This window comes from Micromonospora sp. AMSO31t (assembly GCF_008868175.1).
Lineage (GTDB): Bacteria > Actinomycetota > Actinomycetes > Mycobacteriales > Micromonosporaceae > Micromonospora.
In genome coordinates, this window is record NZ_WBKT01000009.1 from 25,801 (window position 1) to 45,691 (window position 19,891).

Genomic DNA, 19,891 nt, shown 5'->3' on the forward strand with positions numbered 1-19,891 from the left:
CTTCTCCCCCGGTTGAGCTGGTGTTTTTCGCCCGGACGGGTGGAGCGTCCCGTTCACTCGGCGCGCAGGGCCACGACGGGATCGAGCCGGCCGGCGCGCTGGGCGGGCACCACCCCGAAGACGATGCCGACGGCCGCCGACACCCCGAAGGCGAGCGCCAGCGACCACCAGGTGATGGCCGCCGGGATCGGTGAGACCGCGTCCACCAGCAGCGCGGTGCCGACCCCGAGCGCCATCCCGGTCAGCCCGCCGATCGACGTGAGCAGCACGGCCTCCAGCAGGAACTGCACGCCGATGTCCCGGGGCCGCGCGCCGACCGCCTTGCGCAGGCCGATCTCGCGGGTCCGCTCGCGCACCGAGACCAGCATGATGTTGGAGACGCCGACGCCGCCGACCAGCAGCGAGATGCCGGCGATGGCGGCCAGCACCCCGGTGAGCACGCCGAGGATGTCGCCGAGCACACCGAGGATCTGCTGCTGGGTGACCGCGCTGAACTCGGTGTCCGGGTGCCGGCGGGACAGCTCGGCGACGATCCGATCGCCGAGCTGGTCGATCCGCTCCCGGTCGGGCGCCTTGACGGCGATGCCGTCGATCCGCTGGGTGCCCCAGAGCCGCTGCGCGGCGGTCACCGGGATGTGCACCTCGTCGTCCCGGTCCACGCCGAGACTCTGGCCCAGCGGGGTGAAGACGCCGATCACCCGGAACCGGACCCCGGCCAGGGTGACCTGCTGGCCGAGCGGGTCCCGGTCGGGGAAGAGCGCCCGGGCCACGGACGCGCCGAGCACCGCCACCCGGCGGCTGGTGTCCACGTCCGCGCCGGTCAGGTAGCGGCCGCGGGCCAGCGATCGGGTGAAGACCGCCGGCGTGGTCTCCAGCACACCCTGGACGGTCGTGAAGTCGGACCGGGTGCCGGCCCGGGCGGTCGCGCCGGAGGCGATGGTGACGGCCACGCGCCCGGGGTCGCCGACCACCCGGGAGACGGCGTCCACGTCCTTGAGGTCCAGCGGCGAGACCACCGGCGCGGTGCCGACGTCGAGCTTGCCCGGCACCACGAGGAGCAGGTTCGAGCCGAGCCCCTCCACCTGCTGTTCGACCTTCTGCTTGGTGCCTGTGCCGATGGCCACCAAAAGCACCACCGAGGCGACCCCGATGATCACGCCGAGCATGGTGAGCGCGCTGCGCAAGCGGTTGGCCCGCAGCGCGTCCAGCGCCACCCGCCAGGCCTCGGCCACCCTCACCCGGCACCCCCGGGCCCGCCCGGGCCACCGGTCCCACCAGCACGCGGAAGGCGTCCGGTGGCTCCGGTGGCGCCACCGGAGCCACCGGACGGGTGCCCCGGGCCGCTTCCGGACGCGGACCGGGGCTCCGCGCTGGGAGCGGCGTCCAGTGTCTCAGGTCGACCGTCGCCGCCCGACAGCGGTCGATCATGAACGGTGTCGGAGCGGATCAGCCCGTCCCGGACGGCGACCCGCCGGCGGGCCCGGGCCGCCACCTCCGGGTCGTGGGTCACCATCACGAGGGCCACACCGGACTCGACGTTGAGCCGCTCCAGCAGCTCCAGCACCGCCTCGCCGGTGGCGCTGTCCAGGTTGCCGGTGGGCTCGTCGGCGAGCAGCACCGCCGGGTCGGTGACCAGGGCGCGGGCGATGGCCACCCGCTGCTGCTCGCCGCCGGAGAGCTGGTTGGGGCGGTGGCCCAGCCGGTGCCCCAACCCGACCCGGCCGAGCATCGCGGCCGCGCGTTCCCGCCGCTGCCGCGCCCCGACACCCCGGTAGACCAGGGGCAGCGCCACGTTGTCCACGGCGGACGTCCGGGGCAGCAGGTGGAACGCCTGGAACACGAAGCCGATGGTCTCGTTGCGCAGTGTCGCCAGCTCCGGCGCGGTCAGCGTGGCCACGTCCCGCCCACCGATCACCAGCCGGCCGCCGGTCGGCCGGTCCAGCCCGCCGAGCAGGTGCATGAGCGTGGACTTGCCCGAGCCGGACGGCCCGATCACGGCCACGTACTCGCCCTGCCCGATGGTGAGCGACACCCCCCGCAGCGCGGGCACCGACACCCCGTCCAGCTCGTACGTGCGGGACACGTCGACCGCCTCGATCGCGGCGACGGTCACCGGAGTTCCTGGCCGTCGTGGACCTGGTCGGCGCCGCGCACCACGATCCGGTCGCCGGCGCGCACCCCGCTGACGATCTGCACCAGGTCCTGCCCCTGCACGCCCACGGTGACCGGCACCCGGTCGGCCTTCCCGTCCCGCAGCAGCCAGATCGAGTCCCGCCCGTCGGCGGAGAAGACCGCCGAGGCGGGCACGGCCACCGCGTCGGCCGCCTCGCGGACGCGGAGGTGGACCACGGCGTTCATGCCGGGGCGGGGCGCCGGGGCGGCCTCCCCCTCGCCGAGCCGCCCGGCGCCGAGGCCGAGGCGCACCCGGTAGGTGACCCCGCCCCGGGCCGAACTGGTCGGCAGCACGTCCACCGAGCGGACCGTGGCGTCGTACGTCGCGCCGGTCACCGCGTCCAGCTCCACCGACGCGGCCAGCCCGGCCCGGACCAGCAGCACGTCGGTCTCGTCCACCTCGGCGAGCAGGCCCAGCTGCCCGGTGTCCACCACGGTCAGCACCGGCGTGCCGGCGGTCACCCGGCCACCGGCCGGCACCGCGTCGTCCACCCCGGCCGGCGGGCCGCCCTGCCCGGCCGCGCCGAGGGCCGACGGGTCGAGACCGGGCACCCCGCCTCCGGCCGCCCCGAGCAGCCCGCTGAGGTCGGTGGGGGTGGCCGCCCGGGTCCCGCCCGGCTGCACCACCCCGGCGACCGGGGCGCGCAGGGTCAGCGCGTCGACCGTCGCCTTCGCCAGGTCGTACGCCTGCTGGGCCTGGAGGCGCTGCGCGGTCGACAGCGCGCCGACGGCGCTGTTCAGCCCGGCGACGCCGCGCTGCACGGCGTTGACCGCCCGGTCGGCGGCGCGGGCGGCCGACGCGTACTGCTGCTGCGCCGACTCGACCTGGAGCAGCAGCGCGGACCGCAGCTGGGGATCGCCGACCTTCCCGGCCGCCTTGCGGGCGGCGGCGAACGCCTCATCGGCGGCCCGGTCGGTGTTCCGCCGGCTCCCACCGAGGTCGCCGGCGCCGACTCCCGGTCCGGCCCGCTTCGCGGCGCGCAGCGCCGCGCGGGCCTGCGTCAACCGGGCCCGCGCGGACGGCGAGTCGAGCACGGCGAGCACCTGCCCGCGGGCGACCCGCTGTCCGGGCTGGACGCGCAGGCTGGCCAGGGTGCCGTCGGCCGGGGCGGTGAGGGTGGCGGCGGCCCGGGCGGTCACCGCGGCCGGCGCGTCGATCACCTCGGCCACCGGAGAGCGGCCCACCTCGGCCACGGTGACCGCGGGCGGGTCGTCGCCACACGAGGCGGCGGTGGTGCCGGTCAGTGCGACGACGGCGAGCAGGGCGACGAGGAGGCGCGGGCGGCGGGCCGCGGGCAGCCGCGGCGAGGGGGTGCGGGCCACCCGGCCCATGCTACGACCCGTCGACCAGCGTCGACGTCTCAGCCGACGGCCGCGCGGACGTAGGCGACGCAGTCGTCGTGCAGCCCCGGCCAGGGGTCGCCGAACACCTCGTCGGCGGCCTCGGCCACCGACCGCTGGTCGTGCACCACGGCCCGGAAGAAGGCCAGCACCCGCTGCTCCCCGTACCGGTCGACCAGGTGGCGCACCGCCAGGTAGCCGGTGCCGTAGGCGCCGCCCACCCGGTCGTCGGCCGCGTTGTCGGCCGGGGCGAGCGCGTCGAGCCGGCCGTTCCACCCGCCGCGGACGAGCTTGCGCACCTCGGCCAGGCCCTCGTAGCGGTCCACCGGCTGGCCGTCCGCGCCCGCGTACTCGGCCAGGCCCTCCACGAGCCACCAGCTCGACCGGTCCGCGTAGCCCCGGTCCGGCAGCGACGCGGCATGGGTCAGCTCGTGCCGGAGCAGGTCGTCGACGCCCGTCGGGGTGAGGCTCTGCGCGTTCAGCACGACGTCGTGGTGCCCGCCGCCGACGCCGACCGCGTAGCCGGCGGTCCACTTCGGCCGCCCGCCCCCGTACCAGCGCTGCCACTCGGCCCGGCCGGCGTAGTAGACGAGATAGCGGTCGGGCGGCGCGCCGGCCACCGCGTACAGGTCGGCGACCTTCGCGGCCGCCTCGGCCTGAGCCAGCAGGCCGGGCAGCTTGGCCCGCAGCGCCGGGGTGGTGGCGACCACGGCCCGCTTGCCGACCGCCACGGCCAGGTCGCTGACCTCCCAGGGCCGCGCGCCGGCCGGGGCCGCCCGGGACTCCTCGACCGCGGTCAGCCGGGGCTCCCCGTCGCCCGTCACCCGCCACCGGGTGCCCAGCTCGACACTGCTCGGCGTGCAGCCCGGCACCACGAAGCAGTAGCCGACGGTCACCGCCAGCCGCCACTCCCCCGGCTGCCGCTCGACCGCCGCCGGCACCCCGTCGGCCGCCGGCCGCCAGGCGGTGACCCGGAGCGCGCGCAGCGCGGTGTACCGCCGGATGAGCGCCGGTCGGGCGGCGGGCTCGGCGACGGCGAGGAAACCGGCGCGGTCACCGTCGAGCAGCGCGGCGGCCTGCCGGTCGAGCTGGGCCGCCATCCGCTCGCGGAGACGCCGCTCGGCCGGCGTGCCCCGGTCGTCCCGCTCCGCCGCCGGCCGTCCGGCCGCGCCGGGCACCAGCCCGAGCAGGAGTACGCCGGGAACACCGCACGCCAGCAGCACGAGTACGAGCCCGACGGCGGCCCAGAGCCGCCACCGCCGCCGGGTGGCCGGAAGCTGCGGGCCCTCGGCTCGTTGAGTGCCCCCGGTTCGGTCGTCGCCGTCGGCTGGCCGGGTGCCGTTCGGCGCGGCCGTTCCGGCCGGGACGTTGTCGACGGCGGGGGCCGGGTGGCCGGGTGGACCGTCGCCGTCCCGTGGCGCGGTGGCCGGCGGCTCGTCGCCGCTCGACGCCGCGCCGGCGGGCTGCTGGTCACCGTCGGTCACCGGCGAAGGGTACGACCAATCGGGCGTTCCGGGAAGACTCCCCGCGCGTCCCCGGAGCCAACTCTCTGTCGCGGCGCCTGTCGAGCTGATGTCACGGACGACTCAACCGCGAGGCGACCCCCGGCGGCCGGCAGCGACCTCCCCGCCGCCGCACGCGACTGGTCACGGCCCCCGGCGAGATCTTGGTAGGAAGCGGCCCCTATAGGGGCCATAATCGTCCAAGATCCAGGATGGTGAGGCGGCGGACGAGCGCCTGGGTGCTCGTGGACGTTCGGCGGGTTCGGCGTGAGTATTTTGCGACGTCAGCTCGACAGGCGGGCGACCAGAGGCGCCGCCCGGCCGCCGGGTCGGCTCGGGTCAGACCTTTTCGCCGGAGACGGTGAGCAGGGTCTTGTCGAGGGCCCACAGGGCCACCAGGATCGCGCCGGGCAGCGGCCGGCCGGCCAGGGCGAGCAGCACCCCGCCGGTGACGAAGCAGGCCGCCTGCACGCCCAGCTTGGCCGGCGCGGGCAGCGTCACGCCGGCCCGGGGCGAGCAGAACAGCCCCCAGACCACGGCGATCACCAGCGGCGCGCCGAGCCCGGCGAGCAGCCGCACCGGCCAGCCGGCGTCGAGGGTGAACCCCCACCAGCCGGCCGCCGCGAGCAGGGCCAGCTCCAGCAGGAAGATGAGCGTGAGCAGGGCGGCCTTCACCGGGACCTCCAGTTGCGGTACGCGGTGTCCAGCGCGGCCACCATCTCGTCGAAGGACCGGTCGATGTCGCGGGGCAGCCCGAACCCGCCGGCCGCCTCGAGGGTGATGAAGCCGTGCACGGCGGCCCGGAACATCCGGGTGGCGTCGACCGCCGCGTCGCCGCTGAGGTCGTACCCGCGCAGGATCGCGTAGATGGCGCCCACGGCCCGTTCCGCGGCGGCGAGATGCTCGGGGTCGTCGGGGGCCGGCGCCCGCTGGGTGGCCGGGTAGCGGCCGGGGTGCCGGCGGGCGTACTCCCGTAGGGCGCTGGCGGCGGCGCGCAGCGCGTCGCCGCCGGCCCGGCCCGCGGCGGCGCTGGTCAGCTCGGTGGCGACCTCGGTGGTGGCCAGTACGGCCAGCTTCTGGTGCAGCGCGTCGACGCCCCGGACGTGCTTGTAGAGGCTGGGCAGCGCCACACCGAGCCGGGCGGCGAGCGCGGCCAGGGTGAGCCGGTCGTGGCCGACCTCGTCGGCGAGCACGGCCGCCTCACGGACCACGGTCTGCGGGGTCAGGCCGGCCCTAGGCACGGGTGGTCACCGCCAGGAACTCCAGCAGGTCGGCGGCGGTGGCGTCGGGCTGGTCGGCGTGCGGGTAGTGACCGGAGTCGGCGATCATACGCGCCTCGGCGGTGGCGAAGTGCCGGCGGGCGGCCCGCGCCTCGGCGCCGGGGTCCGGGAAGTCCGGGTCCTTCGTGCCCATGAGCACCAGCACCGGCTGCCGCACCTCCCGGGCCCGCGCGGTCCAGTGCGGGTCGACCGGCGCCACCACGCCGCGCACGGCGGCCATCCGGCCGCGCAGCTTGGCGACCAGCTCCTTCCGGTACGCGGCGTCGTCGGCCGGCCGCCCGCACGGGAACAGGGTGCGGTGGAACATCCCGAACAGCCGTGGGCTGCGCAGCACGACCGCCTGGGTGGCCCGCAGCAGCGGGTTCGGCTTGGGCGGGGCGACGAACGGGCTGACCTGCACGATGCCGGTGACCAGCGCGGGGGCGTCGGCGGCGGCGAAGACCACGGCGGCGGCGCTGGACGAGCTGCCGACCAGGGTGGCCGGGCCGCCGCCGAGCGCGCGGACCACGGCGAGCAGGTCGACGCCCACCTCGGCGGGGGCGTAGCTGGGCCAGCGCGGGCTGGAGTCACCGTGCCCGCGCACGTCGACCGAGGCGACCCGGTAGCCGGCCGACACCAGCCGGGGCACCAGGTGCCGGAAGGACGCCCGGTTCTCCCCCATGCCGTGCGAGAGGACCACGAGCGGCCCCTCCCCGTGCACCTCGTATGCGATGGTTCCGCCGTCCCGCGCCATCTGGCTAACTGTCATAGCCATAAAGCTAATGCCATTAGCTTTCGGCGTCAAGGCCCCGGAACGCGGAACGGGCCGGCAGGACGACGTCCCACCGGCCCGTTCCGTTCAGCTCACTTCTTCGACATCAGGGCGCGGCCGAAGAACATCATGTTCGCCGGGCGCTCGGCCAGGCGGCGCATGAGGTAGCCGTACCACTGGTCGCCGTAGGGGACGTAGGTGCGCACGGTGTAGCCGTCACCCACGAGACGCTTCTGCTCCTCCGGGCGGATGCCGAAGAGCATCTGGAACTCGAACCGCTCCGGGCCGCGGTCGAACCAGCGGGCCCGGTCCTCGCCGATGGCGATCAGGCGCGGGTCGTGGGTGGCCAGCATCGGGTAGCCGTCCCCGGACATCAGCACGTTCAGGCAGCGCACGTACGACTTGTCGACCTCGCGGGCGGACTGGTAAGCCACCGACTCGGGCTCCTTGTACGCGCCCTTGCAGAGCCGCACCCGGGAACCGGCGCCGGACAGCTCGCGGCAGTCCGACTCGGTCCGCCGCAGGTACGCCTGGAGCACCGCACCCGTCGACGGGTAGTCCTTGCGCAGCTTCGCCAGGATGTCCAGGGTCGAGTCGGTGGTGGTGTGGTCCTCCATGTCCAGGGTGACCGTGCTGCCGGCCGCGTCGGCCGCCGCGCAGATCGCCCGCGCGTTGTCGTACGCGAGCTGCTCGTCGAACAACTGCCCGAGCGCGGAGAGCTTCACGCTCACCTCTGCGGCCGGGGTGAGCCCGGCGGCGCCCAGCAGTCGCAGCAGCCTGAGGTATTCGTCCCGGGTGGCGTTCGCCTGCTCCGGGGTGACGGTGTCCTCACCGAGGAAGTCGAGGGTGACCGCTTGGCCGTCGGCGACGAGTACGCGGGTCGCGCGCAGCGCGTCGTCGGTGCCGGCGCCGGCGACGAACCGGCGGACGACGTCCCGGGTGAACGGGGCCGTCGCGACGAGCCGCTCGACCTGGGATGACCGGGAGGCGGCGAGGATGACGGAACGGAGCATGAGCCGAGCGTAACGCCCGGCGGTGGGCCCGCGCCGGGGGGCGGCGGGCAACGTCACGCAGCGTTCCGGCGGGCACCGCGGGGCGGCCCCGCTGGCGGGGATCCGCTACAACCATCACGTGGAACGACGCCCCCGACGCCGGCTCCGGTCGGCCACCGTGCAGCTCGGCGCCCTGACCGCCCTGGCCCTCGCCCTGTCCGGCTGCAACAACGGATACGACGACGACGATGACGACTGCGCCCTCGGTCCGGCGGGCGGGGGCGGCGACACGGTCGCCCTGGCCCTGCGGGTCCCCGCGCCGGCCGCCGCCGCCCGGGACACCCCGGCGCCGGTCGCCGCGCCCCTGCCCGAGCGCGGCGGCTTCGGCACCCACCTCGCCTCCTGCGGGGGCTGACGTGCGGCGCGAGGCCAGCACGCCGCGCCCGGACTGGGACGCCACGGTCCGGGCCCAGGGCCTGGTGTACGTCGACACCGAGCTGCCTGACGGCGGCGTCATGTCGTACTGGGACGAGACCGCCGCGTACGCCTTCGAGCTGGACGAGGTGCTCCGGCTGGAGGAGGCCACCGAGGAGCTGCACCGGATGTCGGTGGCCGCGGCCGAGCACGTGGTGGCCCGCAACCGGTACGCCGAGTTCGGCATCCCGGAGTGGGCCGCCGAGGCGGTCGCCCGGTCGCTGCGGGAGGGGCCGCCGACCCTCTACGGCCGCTTCGACCTCTGGTACGACGGCAGCTGGCCGCCGAAGCTGCTGGAGTACAACGCCGACACCCCGACCGCGCTGGTCGAGGCGAGCATCGTGCAGTGGTACTGGCTGGAGCACACCCGGCCGGACGCCGACCAGTGGAACAGCCTGCACGAGCGGCTGGTCGGCGCCTGGGCGAAGATCGGCGCCGGCCTGCACGACCCGCGGGTGCACGTGGTCTGGTCCGCGGAGGAGGAGTCCGGCGAGGACCAGATCACCGCCGGCTACCTGGCCGAGACCGCCCGCCAGGCGGGGCTCGACGTCACGCTCCTGCCGATCCAGCGGGTCGGCTGGGACGGCCGGCGCTTCGTCGACGCCGCCGACCGCCCCGTCACCACCTGCTTCAAGCTCTACCCCTGGGAGTGGATGCTGGCCGAGCCGTACGGGCCGCCGGCGCTGGAGCCGGGCACCCCCACCACCTGGATCGAGCCCGCCTGGAAGCTGCTGCTCTCGAACAAGGCGCTGCTGGCGGTGCTCTGGGAGCTCTACCCCGGCCACGACTACCTGCTCCCCGCCTACCTCGACTCGCCGCGCGGGATGACCGGGTACGTGGCCAAGCCGCTGCTCGGCCGGGAGGGCGGCTCGGTGCGCATCGTCACCGGTGGCACCGAGATCACCAATCCGGGGATCTACGGCGACGAGGGCTTCTGCTATCAGGAGTTCCGGGCGCTGCCCGAATTCGGGGGCAGCCGGATGGTGCTGGGCAGCTGGATCGTGGACGGCGAATCGGCCGGCGCGGGCCTCCGGGAGAGCGATAGCCTCATCACGGACGGTTACGCGCGGTTCCTGCCCCACTACATCGACGCGCCGCGTACCCCGTGAGTCGTCTACCGTTGGGGTCGTGAACTTCGACGCGTACGCCCGGACCGGTGTTGATCTCGTCAACGCCCGTCTGGACGACCTCGACGACCTGCGGGCCATCTTCCCGGACGACAACGCGTGGATGCGCGACGAGGTCGCCGACCGGGACCTGGCGATCTTCCGGCGGGCGCAGAAGCGCCTGCGCGACGTCTTCGAGTACGGCACCTCGGGCCGGGACGCCGAGGCGGTGACGGAGCTGAACACGCTGCTGGAGGCGTTCCCCGTCCAGCCGCGCATCTCCGGTCACGACTCCTCCGACTGGCACATGCACGTGACCAGCCGGGGCGCCTCGGTCAGCTCCGAATACCTGGCCGGCGCCGTCTGGGGCCTGTCGGTCTGGCTCTGCGAGTACGGCAGCGCCCGGTTCGGGGTCTGCGCCGACGAGCGCTGCGGCAACGTCTACCTGGACACCTCGTCGAACTGCTGCCGGCGGTTCTGCTCGGAGCGCTGCGCCACCCGCTCGCACGTGGCCGCGCACCGGGCCCGCAAGCGCGCCGCCGTGGGCGACCAGGTGACCGTCCCGACCCAGCCCGAACCGCTCACCCCGGTCAGCTGACCGGCACTTCCCCGGCGTCAGGCGTCGACCGGGGAGGGGGCGGTCAGGTGGGCCCGGGCGAACTCGAGGGACTCGCGCAGGTCCGCCTCGCGGACCGCGCGGCTCTTCGCGCCCCGGGTGGTCACCTCGACCGCCACCGAGCCGGCGAAGCCCCGCCCGGCCAGCGAGCGGAGCAGCTCCGCGCAGGGCTGGCCGCCGCGCCCGGGCACCAGGTGCTCGTCGCGCCCCTCGCCGGTGCCGTCACCCAGGTGCACGTGGGCCAGAGCGGACCCCATCCGGTCGGCCATGGCCAGGGCGTCGGTGTGCGAGGCCGCGCAGTGCGACAGGTCCAGCGTGTACGCGGCGTAGCCGGTGTCGGTCGGGTCCCAGCCCGGCACGTACGGGACGAACTGCCGGCCGGCCATCCGGACCGGGTACATGTTCTCCACGGCGAAGCGCAGCCCGTCGAAGCGGCCGGCGATCCGGTCGAGGCCGTCGGCGAAGTTGCGGGCGTAGTCACGCTGCCAGGTGAACGGCGGGTGCACCACGACGGTGGGCGCCTCCAGCGTCTCGGCCAGCTCGGCGGCCCTGCGCAGCCGCTCCCACGGGTCGGGGCTCCACACCCGCTGGGTGACCAGCAGGCAGGGCGCGTGCACCGAGAGGACCGGGACGCCGTAGTGGTCGGCGAGGCCGCGCAGCGCGCCCGGGTCCTGGCTGACCGGGTCGGTCCAGACCATCACCTCGATGCCGTCGTAACCGAGCGTCGAGGCCAGCTGGAACGCCGCCGCGGTCCGCTCAGGGAAGACCGAGGACGTGGACAGGAGCACCGGAACGCGGGAAGTCACGCCCCTCAGGGTAGCCGCACCCGCCACCGCGCATCGGGACGAGCATCCGCAAAATACGTAGAACGGCAGGCCAGGATCACATCGGCGCCAGCTGATCCAGCCGGCGCAGGATGACCCCCTCGCGCAGCGCCCAGGGGCAGATGTCCAGGCTGTCCACGTCGAGCCGGCGCATCACCGCCTCGGCCACCACCGCCCCGGCGAGGAGCTGGTGGGCCCGCTGCGCGCTGACCCCCTCCAGCTCGGGCAGCTGGGCCGGCGGGATGTGCCGGATGAACCCGAGCACCTGCCGCAGCCCGGTGCGGGTCAGGCTGCGCCGCGCCCAGAGCCCCGCCCCGGAGGGCGCCGCGCCGGCCAGCCGGGCCAGCGTCCGGAACGTCTTCGAGGTGGCCACCGGACGCTCCCAGCCGACCTCGGTGAGCTGCTCGACCACCGGGTCGAGCTGAGCGTCGACGTACTCCCGCAGCTCCTCGACGGCCTCGGCCGGCGGGGGAACGATGCCGGCCGCGTCGACCTTCAGCCGCTCGCGGCTCAGCCGCCCCGCACCCAGCGGCAGCGAGACCGCCACGTCCGGGCCCTCGTCGATGCCGGCCGCCAGCTCCAGCGAGCCGCCCCCGATGTCCATCACGAGCAGCCGGCCGGCGGACCACCCGAACCAGCGCCGCACCGCCAGGAAGGTCATCCGCGCCTCGTCCGCGCCGGAGAGCACCTCCAGGCGTACGCCGGACTCGTCCCGGACCCGGGCCAGCACCTCGCCGGCGTTGGTGGCGTCACGGACCGCGCTGGTCGCGAAGGCCAGCAGGTCGTCGGCCTCCAGCCCGTCCGCCGCGGCCCGGGCCATGCTGACGGCCTTGACCAGCCCGTCCGCGCCCACATCGGTCAGCGCGCCGTCCGGGCCGATCTGCTCGGCCAGCCGGAGCACCACCTTCTCGGAGTGCGCCGGCCACGGGTGGGCGCCGTGATGGGCGTCGACCACCAGCAGGTGCACCGTGTTGGAACCGACGTCGAGGACACCCAGTCGCATGCTGACGACCCTAGGGCCAACACGTTTCGCCGGCTCGCCAGCCGGGTGGGGTCACCCCGCGTACGCTGGTCCGGGTGACTGGGCAGATCGAGCTTCACGTGCTGGTGGACGACCCTGACGACCCGCGCAGCCGGGAGGTCGGGCTGGACTTCCCCCGGGAGTGGATCGAGTTCGTCGACCCGGCCGACGCCAAGCACCTGGTGCGGGCCGACCTGACGTGGCTGCTCTCCCGCTGGACGTGCATCTTCGGCCGGGGCTGCCACGGCATCGTCGCGGGTCGCGCCGCGGACGGCTGCTGCTCGCACGGCGCGTTCTTCACCGACGGCGACGACGAGAAGCGGGTCCGGGCGGCGGTCAAGCGGCTCACCCCGGAGACCTGGCAGCACTTCCGCCGGGGCTTCAAGAACTGGACCGAGAACGACACGATCGACGGGAAGAACCCCGCCCGGCGGACGGCCACCCGCGCCGTCGACGCGCCCTGCGTCTTCCTCAACGACGCCGACTTCCCGGGTGGGGGCGGCTGCGCGCTGCACGCCCAGGCGCTGCGCGACGGGGTGCACCCGCTGGAATACAAGCCGGACGTCTGCTGGCAGTTGCCGATCCGCCGCGACCAGGACTGGCACAAGCGGCCGGACAACACGAAGGTGCTGATCTCCACGCTCGCCGAGTTCGACCGGCGCGGCTGGGGCGCGGGCGGTCACGACCTCGACTGGTGGTGCACCTCCTCCACCGACGCGCACGTCGGCGCCGAGCCGATGTACATCTCCTACGGCCCGGAGCTGACCGCCCTGATTGGCGCCCCCGCGTACGCGAAGCTGGCCGAACTCTGCGCGGCCCGGCTCCGCCAGGGCCAGGTCGCCCCGCACCCGGCCACCGAGGGCTAGTCCCGCCCGGCGACCGGCAGCACGACGACGCCGTCGTCGTCACTGTGCACCTCGGCTCCGGGCGGGAAGACGCAGTTGCCGAACGACACCGGCACGTCCCGCTCGCCGGCACCGGTCTTGGCGCTCTTGCGCGGGTTCGTGCCGAGCGCCTTGATGCCGATCGGCAGGGCACCGAGGGCGACGACGTCGCGGACCGCGCCGTTGATCACCACGCCGGCCCAGCCGTTCTCCGCGGCGGTGCCGGCGATGAGGTCACCCATGAGGGCGGTGTGCAGTGAGCCGCCGCCGTCCACCACCAGCACCCGTCCCTCCCCGGGTTCGGCCACGATCGACTTGACCAGGGCGTTGTCCTGGAAGCAGCGCACCGTGACGGCCCGGCCGGCGAAGGCCCGGACACCGCCGAACTGGCGTAGTTGGGTGTCGCACGAGCCGAGGGCGTCGCCGTGCCGGTCGTAGAGGTCGGCGGTCGTGGGGGTCTCCATGGTCGTACCTTCTCTCTCATTCAGGGGTTCGGGTCCGCGGGCGGTGACCGGTGCAGGCGGGTGGCGGCGACGGCCGCGCCGGCCAGGCCGGCCGCGGTGCAGCCGAGGACGCCGGCCGCGCCGGTGCCGGCGGCGAGCGCGCCGGCCGCGCTGGGGATGAGAACCTGACCGAGCCGGTTGCCGGTGAGCCGCAGCGACATCGCCCGGCCGCGCAGCCCGGGCGGGGCCACCTCGGCCAGGAACGACATGGTCAGCGGCTGGCCCGCACCCAGCCCGAGCCCGGCCACCGCGACCACGACCACCAGGACCGCGAACGGCAGCGGTGGCAGCAGCAGGGCCAGCCCGACGGCGGAGAGCACCACGGTGCCGACCAGCACGACCCGCCGGCCGAGGGCCGCCACCAGCCGGCCGAGCAGGAGCCGGGACGCCATCGAGGCGACCGCCCGGACCCCGAGCAGGATGCCGATGGCACCGGCGGCGATGCAGCGTTCCGCGCCGAGCGCGGGCAGGTAGACCAGGGTGATGTCGACCGCCGCCAGGACGACGCAGCTCACCGTGAGGGCACGGGCCAGGCCGGGCTCGCGGAGCAGGTCGCGCAGCCCACCGGCGCCGGGACCGTCGACGGCCTGCCGGTGGTGCCCGGACGGGCGCAGGAACAGCGCGACGACCAGCAGCGGCAGCGCCACCACCGTGGCGCCGAGGAAGATGGCCCGGGTGTCGGGGATCGTGCGGTCCCCGCCGAAGAGCACGATCAGGCCAGGGCCGAGCGCCTGCCCCAGCGAGGCCGCGAAGGTGTAGTAGCCGAACGCGGCGTCGTACCGGTCGGCCGGGGTGCGGTTGGCGACCAGCGCCTGCTGGGCGACCACCGCGCAGAGGTGCGCGGTGCCGAGCGCCATGCTGGCCAGGACCAGGCCGGCCACCGAGCCGGCGAGCAGCACGAAGCCGAGGCCGGCGGCGACCAGCAGGGCCGACCCGGCGAGCGCGACGCGGCGCTCGCCGAGCCGGTCCACGGCGTGCCCGGAGGGCACTGCCAGCACCAGGGGTACGACGGCGAAGCTGGCCCCGAGCACGCCCAGCCACGCCCCCGGCACGTCCAGCTCCAACGCCCGGTACGCGGACGCCGGCCGGAGCATGAAGGTGACCGCCTGCACCGCGACGGTGTGCGTGAGCAGAAGGCCGGTCTGGGCGCGCCCAGGGACCCGGGAGCCCCCGGGCGCCACTCAGTCGGCCTTCACGGCGAGCACCGGGCAGGGCACCCGGAGCAGGATCTCCTGCGCGGTCGAACCCATGATCAGCTTGCCGACCGGGGTGCGGTGCCGGATGCCGATCACGACCAGCGACACGTTTTCCCGCTCGGCGATCTCGGCGATCTCCTCCGCCGCGTCCCGCCCCCGCATGAGCTGCCGGACGTTGTGCGGCACCCCGGCGGCGACCAGCTCGCGGACCACCCGGTCCAGGTCCGGCTCCTGAGCGAGCCGCGGATCGACGTACGCGTCGCCGCGCGACGTGTTCACCACCAGCACCGGCTCGTCGCGGAACCGGGCCTGCTCGATCGCGGCCCGCAGGGCCGCCTCGCCCAGCGGCGAGGGGACGTACCCCACCAGCACCGTCATGCCGTCACCGACCTTCCGCGCAGCGGACGGACCACGAACCGGCCGATCAGCGGCCAGAGGAGCACCACCGCGACCGTGGCGTAGATCAGCCAGGACACCCAGCCACCGATCAGCCCGTGCAGCTCACCGCCGGAGAGCTGCAACGCGCGCCGGCCCTGCAGCTCGGCCCGCGGGCCGAGGATGGTGCCGACGATCAGCGGCAGGATCGGCAGCCCGAAGCGGCGCATGCCGAAGCCGAGCAGGCCGAGGGCGAGCAGCAGGAACAGGTCGAACGGCTGCGCGTTGACCGCGTACGCGCCCATCGAGGCGAAGAAGAGGATCCCGGCGTAGAGATAGGGGCGCGGGATCCGCAGCAGCCGCGCCCAGGCCGGGGCGAGCGGCAGGTTGAGCACCAGCAGCAGCAGGTTGCCCACGAAGAGGCTGGCGATCAGCGTCCAGACCAGGCTGGACTCCCGTGTGAAAAGCAGCGGGCCGGGCTGGATGCCGTACCCCTCGAAGGCGGCCAGCATCACCGCGGCGGTGGCGTTGGTCGGCAGGCCGATCGCCAGCATCGGCACGAGCGTGCCGGCGGCCGAGGCGTTGTTCGCGGCCTCCGGCCCGGCGACGCCCTCGATCGCCCCCCGGCCGAACTCCTCCGGGTGCTTCGTCAGCTTCTTCTCGGTCACGTACGACAGGAAGGTGGGGATCTCCGCCCCGCCCGCCGGCACCGCGCCGAACGGGAACCCGAACGCCGTGCCGCGCAGCCACGGCTTCCAGGACCGCTTCCAGTCCTGCTTCCCCATCCACGGCTGACCGACGGGGATCACCTCGCCGGACTTGCGGCGCAGGTGCGCGGCGATCCAGAGCGCCTCGCCCACGGCGAAGATGCCGACCGCCACCACGACCACGTCGATGCCGTCGGCGAGCTGCGGCAGCCCGAAGGTGAGCCGCTGCTGGCCGGACTGGTCGATGCCGATCACGCCGATCACGAGGCCGAGCAGCAGCGAGGCGAAGCCGCGTACCCGGGACGCGCCGAGCACCGCGGTGACGGATACGAACGCCAGCAGCATCAGCGCGAAGTAGTCGGGTGCGCCGAGGCTGATCGCGAACTGCACCACCGGCGGGGTGACCACCACCAGCAGCACGGTGGCGATGGTGCCGGCGACGAACGAGCCGATCGCGGCGGTGGCCAGCGCCTGTGCGGCCCGACCTGCCTTCGCCATCTTGTTGCCCTCGATCGCGGTCACCACCGACGAGGACTCGCCGGGGGTGTTCAGCAGGATCGAGGTGGTCGAGCCGCCGTACATGCCGCCGTAGAAGATGCCGGCGAACATGATGAAGGCCTGGGCCGGCTCCATGCCGTAGGTGACCGGCAGGAGCAGCGCCACGGTCATGGCCGGGCCGATGCCGGGCAGCACGCCGACGGCGGTGCCGATGGTCACCCCGATCAGCGCGAACAGCAGGTTCATCGGGGTCAGCACGTTGGCGAACCCGTCGAGCAGATTGGCGAAGTTGTCCATCTACAGGATCCCTTGCAAAACGCCGGCGGGCAGATCGACGCCGAGCCCGATGGCGAAGGTGTAGAACGTGATCAACGACAGCGCGACGGCGATCAGCAGGTTGCGCACGTAGTGCCGGTTGCCGAGGGCATAGGCCGAACCCCAGAAGAGGATCGTCCCGCTGATCACCCAGCCGAGCCGGTCGATGAGCACGGCGTTGACCAGGAACGAGCCGATCAGCAGCAGCACGGTGCGCCAGTCGATGGGAAGGCTCAGATCGACGTCCTCGCCGGCCTCCGGCTCGCCGGCGCCGCCGCGGGCCACGTCCACCGCGTAGACCGCCGCGATGACGAGCAGCAGCACGCCGAGCAGGATCGGCACCGGCTTGGGGCCGATCGGGTCGGCCGTGTTGATCGCGCTCCCGATCCGGGTCGTGGCGTCGACGATCACCAGCGCGCCGACCAGGGCGAGAAACGCACAGACGCCGTACTGCGCCCGGTCGGGCCGCGGTGCCGGCTCCGGTCCGTCCGCGGCGGCCTCCGGGCCCGGCTGCGCCGGGATGTCCGGTACGGCCGGGGGCCGGGACGGCAGGTCGCCGTCCCGGTCCGGTCGCGTCGTCAGGTCGCTCATGCCAACCCGAGCTGCTTGAGTACGTCGGCCACGGCCTTGTCCTGTGCGGTGAGGAAGCTGCCGAACTCGTCGCCGGTGACGAACGCGTCGGTCCAGCCGCGCTTCTTGAGCTCGGCCTTCCACTCCTCCGACTCGTGCATCTCGGTCAGCACGTCGATCCAGACCTTCTTGTCGGCGTCGCTGATGCCGGGCGGCGCGACGATGCCCCGCCAGTTCGTGAAGACGAGGTCGATGCCGGCGGACTTCAGGGTCGGCACGTCCTTGAGCGCCTCGATCGGCGCCTCGCTGGTGACCGCGAGGACCCGGATCTGGCCGGCCTCGACCTGGTCGAGGAACTCGCCGAACCCGCTGGCGGCGAAGGCCACCTTGCCACCGAGGACGGCGGGCAGCAGTTCGCCGCCGCCGTCGTACGAGACGAAGTTGACCTGGCGGGGGTCGATACCGACGGTCTTGGCGAGCTGCATGGGCAGCAGGTGGTCCGGGCCGCCGGGCGAGGAGCCGCCGCCGACCGCGATGCCCTTCGGGTTGGCCTTCCACGCCGCGACCAGGTCGTTGATGGTCTTGTACGGGGAGTTCTTCGGCACCACGATGGCGCCGGCCTCCTCGATCAGCTTGGCCAGCGGGGTGGTCTGGGTCAGCGTCGCCGACGACTTGGAGGTGTACGAGGCACCAACCACGCCCAGGCCCATCTGCATGGCCAGCTTGCCGTTGCCCTTCTCGTTCACGGTCCGCTGGAGGCCGACCGTGCCGCCCGCGCCGGGCAGGTTGAACACCTGCACGCCGGTAGCGATCTTGGCGTCCTCCATGACCTTCGCGGCGGTCCGGGCGGTGGTGTCGTATCCGCCACCCGGGGTGTTCGGGACCATGATCCGCAGTCCGCTGACCGGCTTGCCGTCGCTTCCGGAGCCGGCCTCGTCCTTGTCGGCCGTGGCACCACAGGCTCCCAGGGCGAGCGCCGTCGCGGCGGCCACGCCCATGACCAGCAGGTTTCTCCTAGTTGCCATCATGTTTCTCTTCCGTTTCGAATGAGTCCGGCGGCAAGATGATGGCCTTCGGGCGGGTCGCCCGTCTGCGTTGTGTCACCAGCGGAAGTTGAGGTCTTTGTGGTCGCGGTCACGTCCCGGCGGCGTACGCTCGCCGGGCAGTTGCTCGTCCTCCAGCTGGCGATCATCGTCGTGGTGCTGGTGGCGGTGGCCGCCGTCTCGCTGGCGCAGTCGGCGGCGACCTTCGACCGGGTCGAGGGGCGCCGCGTCGCCGCCCTGGGCGAACGGCTCGGCGGCAGCCCCCTGCTCCGCGACCAACTCGACCAGCCCGCACCCGGCGAGGCGATCGCCCCGCTGGTGCAGACCATCCCCGACCAGTACGGCGTCACGTCGGTGACCGTCGCGAACGCCCGGGGCCGGGTGGTCGCCTCGACGAACCCGACGCTGGTGGGCAGCCGGATCAAGCTCGGCGACCCCGAGGTGGCGGAGGGCCGGAGCTGGTTCGGCGAGCTGGAGATCGACGGTTCGCGGGAACTGGTGGCCCAGGTGCCGGTGCTCGGCGACGACCCGAAGACGAAGAAGAACCTCGGCCGGTACCTCGGCGTGGTGGTGGTCGGCGAGGCCTCGCCGACCTGGTCGGAGCGGCTGGTCGGTGCGTCGTCGTACCTGCTCACCTACCTGGGCATCGCCTGCGGCCTCGGGGTGGTCGGGTCGTGGCTGCTGGCTCGCCGGATCAAACGGCAGACCCTCGGCCTGGAGCCCCGCGAGATCGCCGGGCTGGCCGAGCACCGGGAGGCGCTGCTGCACGGCATCGCCGAGGGGGTGATCGCGCTGGACCCGCAGCACCGGATCACCCTGGTCAACGCGGTCGGCCGGCGGTTGCTCGACCTGCCCGAACAGAGCCTCGGCCGCAGCCTCGCCGAGCTGCGGATCAACGGCCGGCTGCGGGATGTGCTGGCCGGCGCGGGCAGCGGACCGGAGGCCCGGGACCAGGTGGTGGTCCGGGGCGGCCGGGTGCTCGTGATGAACCGGATGACGGTCCGCAAGGACGGTCGCCGGCTCGGCTCCGTCACCACCTTGCGGGACCGGACCGAGCTGGCCCGGCTGGAGCAGGAGATCGGCGGGTTCCGCAGCACCACCGAGCTGCTCCGGGCGCAGACTCACGAGTTCGCCAACCAGTTGCACACCATCTCCGGGCTCATCCAGATCGGCGAGCACGACGAGGTGGTCCGGTACGTCGACGCGCTGAGCCGCCACCGCGCCTCGCTCGACCTCACGGTGACCAGCCGGATCCACGACACGGCCGTGGCGGCGCTGCTCATGGCCAAGTCGGCGGTCGCCGCCGAACGCCGGGTGGAGCTGCGGGTCTCCGAACGGACCGGGCTGGACCGGCTGCCGCCGGAGCTGGCCGCGGACGTGGCCACCGTGCTCGGCAACCTGCTGGACAACGCCGTCGAGGCGGTGGGTGGCGACCTGTCCGACCGCCCCGCCTGGGTCGAGGTCGAGCTGCGCCAGGACGCCGCCTCGGTCGAGATCGTGGTCCGCGACTCCGGACCGGGGGTGGCACCGGAACTGGCCCAGGAGGTCTTCACCCACGGTTTCACCACCAAGGCGGCCGAGGGCGGCGAGCGCGGCATCGGCCTGGCGCTCACCCGGCTGGTCTGCCACCGTCGCGGGGGCGAGGTCGCGGTGACCAACACCGACGAGGGCGCGATGTTCACCGCCCGGATGTCGGGCTGAGCAGCATGCCGGAGGGAGCG

At 74.2% G+C, this 19,891-nt stretch carries 21 protein-coding genes; 5 read left to right on the forward strand and 16 right to left on the reverse strand.

The features are described 5' to 3' along the window. Positions 1–53: 53 nt before the first annotated feature. The 8 genes from F8274_RS03795 to F8274_RS03830 form a co-directional block, all read right to left on the reverse strand. Positions 54–1,238, reverse strand: coding sequence for an ABC transporter permease (locus F8274_RS03795; RefSeq protein WP_151460863.1), 1,185 nt, complete (start codon positions 1,236–1,238; stop codon positions 54–56). Continuing rightward, complete coding sequence (locus F8274_RS03800) at positions 1,235–2,113, reverse strand: ABC transporter ATP-binding protein (protein ID WP_151460864.1); 879 nt, start codon at positions 2,111–2,113, stop codon at positions 1,235–1,237. The genes F8274_RS03795 and F8274_RS03800 overlap by 4 nt, the downstream gene beginning before the upstream one ends. Then, the gene (locus F8274_RS03805) at positions 2,110–3,504 is read right to left on the reverse strand and encodes an efflux RND transporter periplasmic adaptor subunit (protein WP_151460865.1); all 1,395 of its coding nucleotides are present in this window, start codon (positions 3,502–3,504) and stop codon (positions 2,110–2,112) included. Before F8274_RS03805 ends, F8274_RS03800 begins: the two co-directional genes overlap by 4 nt. 29 nt (positions 3,505–3,533) lie before the next feature. After that, on the reverse strand, positions 3,534–4,997 hold the full coding sequence (locus F8274_RS03810) for a hypothetical protein (RefSeq protein ID WP_151460866.1): 1,464 nt from the start codon (positions 4,995–4,997) through the stop codon (positions 3,534–3,536). A 357-nt stretch (positions 4,998–5,354) separates the two neighbouring features. Further along, the gene (locus F8274_RS03815; RefSeq protein WP_151460867.1) at positions 5,355–5,690 is read right to left on the reverse strand and encodes a YrdB family protein; all 336 of its coding nucleotides are present in this window, start codon (positions 5,688–5,690) and stop codon (positions 5,355–5,357) included. Further along, positions 5,687–6,256 (reverse strand): TetR-like C-terminal domain-containing protein, encoded by a 570-nt coding sequence (locus F8274_RS03820; protein WP_151460868.1) that lies wholly within the window; start codon positions 6,254–6,256, stop codon positions 5,687–5,689. The genes F8274_RS03815 and F8274_RS03820 overlap by 4 nt, the downstream gene beginning before the upstream one ends. Continuing rightward, a complete protein-coding gene (locus tag F8274_RS03825) occupies positions 6,249–7,043 on the reverse strand; it encodes an alpha/beta fold hydrolase (RefSeq protein WP_151460869.1) in 795 nt (264 codons plus the stop codon). The genes F8274_RS03820 and F8274_RS03825 overlap by 8 nt, the downstream gene beginning before the upstream one ends. Positions 7,044–7,138: 95 nt before the next feature. Continuing rightward, on the reverse strand, positions 7,139–8,059 hold the full coding sequence (locus F8274_RS03830) for a proline dehydrogenase family protein (protein ID WP_151460870.1): 921 nt from the start codon (positions 8,057–8,059) through the stop codon (positions 7,139–7,141). 118 nt (positions 8,060–8,177) lie between these two features. Here F8274_RS03830 and F8274_RS03835 point away from each other — a divergent pair, with 118 nt between their 5' ends. From F8274_RS03835 to F8274_RS03845, 3 genes are read left to right on the forward strand one after another with little or no spacing between them, the layout of a single operon-like run. Beyond that, positions 8,178–8,453, forward strand: coding sequence for a hypothetical protein (locus F8274_RS03835; RefSeq protein ID WP_225853590.1), 276 nt, complete (start codon positions 8,178–8,180; stop codon positions 8,451–8,453). Between the two features lies 1 nt (position 8,454). After that, positions 8,455–9,621 (forward strand): glutathionylspermidine synthase family protein, encoded by a 1,167-nt coding sequence (locus F8274_RS03840; RefSeq protein ID WP_151460871.1) that lies wholly within the window; start codon positions 8,455–8,457, stop codon positions 9,619–9,621. A 19-nt stretch (positions 9,622–9,640) separates the two neighbouring features. Beyond that, positions 9,641–10,216 carry a CGNR zinc finger domain-containing protein gene (locus tag F8274_RS03845; protein ID WP_151460872.1) on the forward strand — a complete coding sequence of 192 codons (576 nt, stop codon included), beginning with the start codon at positions 9,641–9,643 and terminating at the stop codon, positions 10,214–10,216. A gap of 17 nt (positions 10,217–10,233) precedes the next feature. Here F8274_RS03845 and F8274_RS03850 read toward each other — a convergent pair whose 3' ends face one another. Then, positions 10,234–11,040 (reverse strand): sugar phosphate isomerase/epimerase, encoded by an 807-nt coding sequence (locus tag F8274_RS03850; RefSeq protein WP_192579694.1) that lies wholly within the window; start codon positions 11,038–11,040, stop codon positions 10,234–10,236. Between the two features lie 76 nt (positions 11,041–11,116). Then, complete coding sequence (locus F8274_RS03855; protein ID WP_151460873.1) at positions 11,117–12,061, reverse strand: Ppx/GppA phosphatase family protein; 945 nt, start codon at positions 12,059–12,061, stop codon at positions 11,117–11,119. Between the two features lie 74 nt (positions 12,062–12,135). Between F8274_RS03855 and F8274_RS03860 the strand changes: the two genes are divergently transcribed. Continuing rightward, entirely contained in the window at positions 12,136–12,945 is an 810-nt protein-coding gene (locus F8274_RS03860) for a hypothetical protein (RefSeq protein WP_151460874.1), read from the forward strand. Here F8274_RS03860 and rraA read toward each other — a convergent pair. From rraA to F8274_RS03890, 6 genes are all read right to left on the reverse strand, one after another. Further along, a complete protein-coding gene (rraA, locus tag F8274_RS03865) occupies positions 12,942–13,427 on the reverse strand; it encodes a ribonuclease E activity regulator RraA (RefSeq protein WP_151460875.1) in 486 nt (161 codons plus the stop codon). The genes F8274_RS03860 and rraA overlap by 4 nt on opposite strands. A 20-nt stretch (positions 13,428–13,447) precedes the next feature. Then, positions 13,448–14,578 carry an MFS transporter gene (locus F8274_RS03870; protein ID WP_225853591.1) on the reverse strand — a complete coding sequence of 377 codons (1,131 nt, stop codon included), beginning with the start codon at positions 14,576–14,578 and terminating at the stop codon, positions 13,448–13,450. A 69-nt stretch (positions 14,579–14,647) separates the two neighbouring features. After that, positions 14,648–15,040 carry a universal stress protein gene (locus F8274_RS03875; protein ID WP_151460876.1) on the reverse strand — a complete coding sequence of 131 codons (393 nt, stop codon included), beginning with the start codon at positions 15,038–15,040 and terminating at the stop codon, positions 14,648–14,650. Then, positions 15,037–16,539, reverse strand: a complete 1,503-nt coding sequence (locus F8274_RS03880) for a tripartite tricarboxylate transporter permease (protein WP_151460877.1) — start codon at positions 16,537–16,539, stop codon at positions 15,037–15,039. The genes F8274_RS03875 and F8274_RS03880 overlap by 4 nt, the downstream gene beginning before the upstream one ends. Further along, positions 16,540–17,148 carry a tripartite tricarboxylate transporter TctB family protein gene (locus tag F8274_RS03885; RefSeq protein ID WP_151460878.1) on the reverse strand — a complete coding sequence of 203 codons (609 nt, stop codon included), beginning with the start codon at positions 17,146–17,148 and terminating at the stop codon, positions 16,540–16,542. Further along, entirely contained in the window at positions 17,145–18,152 is a 1,008-nt protein-coding gene (locus tag F8274_RS03890; RefSeq protein ID WP_225853592.1) for a tripartite tricarboxylate transporter substrate binding protein, read from the reverse strand. Before F8274_RS03890 ends, F8274_RS03885 begins: the two co-directional genes overlap by 4 nt. A 99-nt stretch (positions 18,153–18,251) precedes the next feature. Here F8274_RS03890 and F8274_RS03895 point away from each other — a divergent pair, with 99 nt between their 5' ends. Beyond that, positions 18,252–19,871, forward strand: coding sequence for an ATP-binding protein (locus F8274_RS03895; protein WP_151460880.1), 1,620 nt, complete (start codon positions 18,252–18,254; stop codon positions 19,869–19,871). The last annotated feature ends 20 nt before the right edge of the window (positions 19,872–19,891 follow it).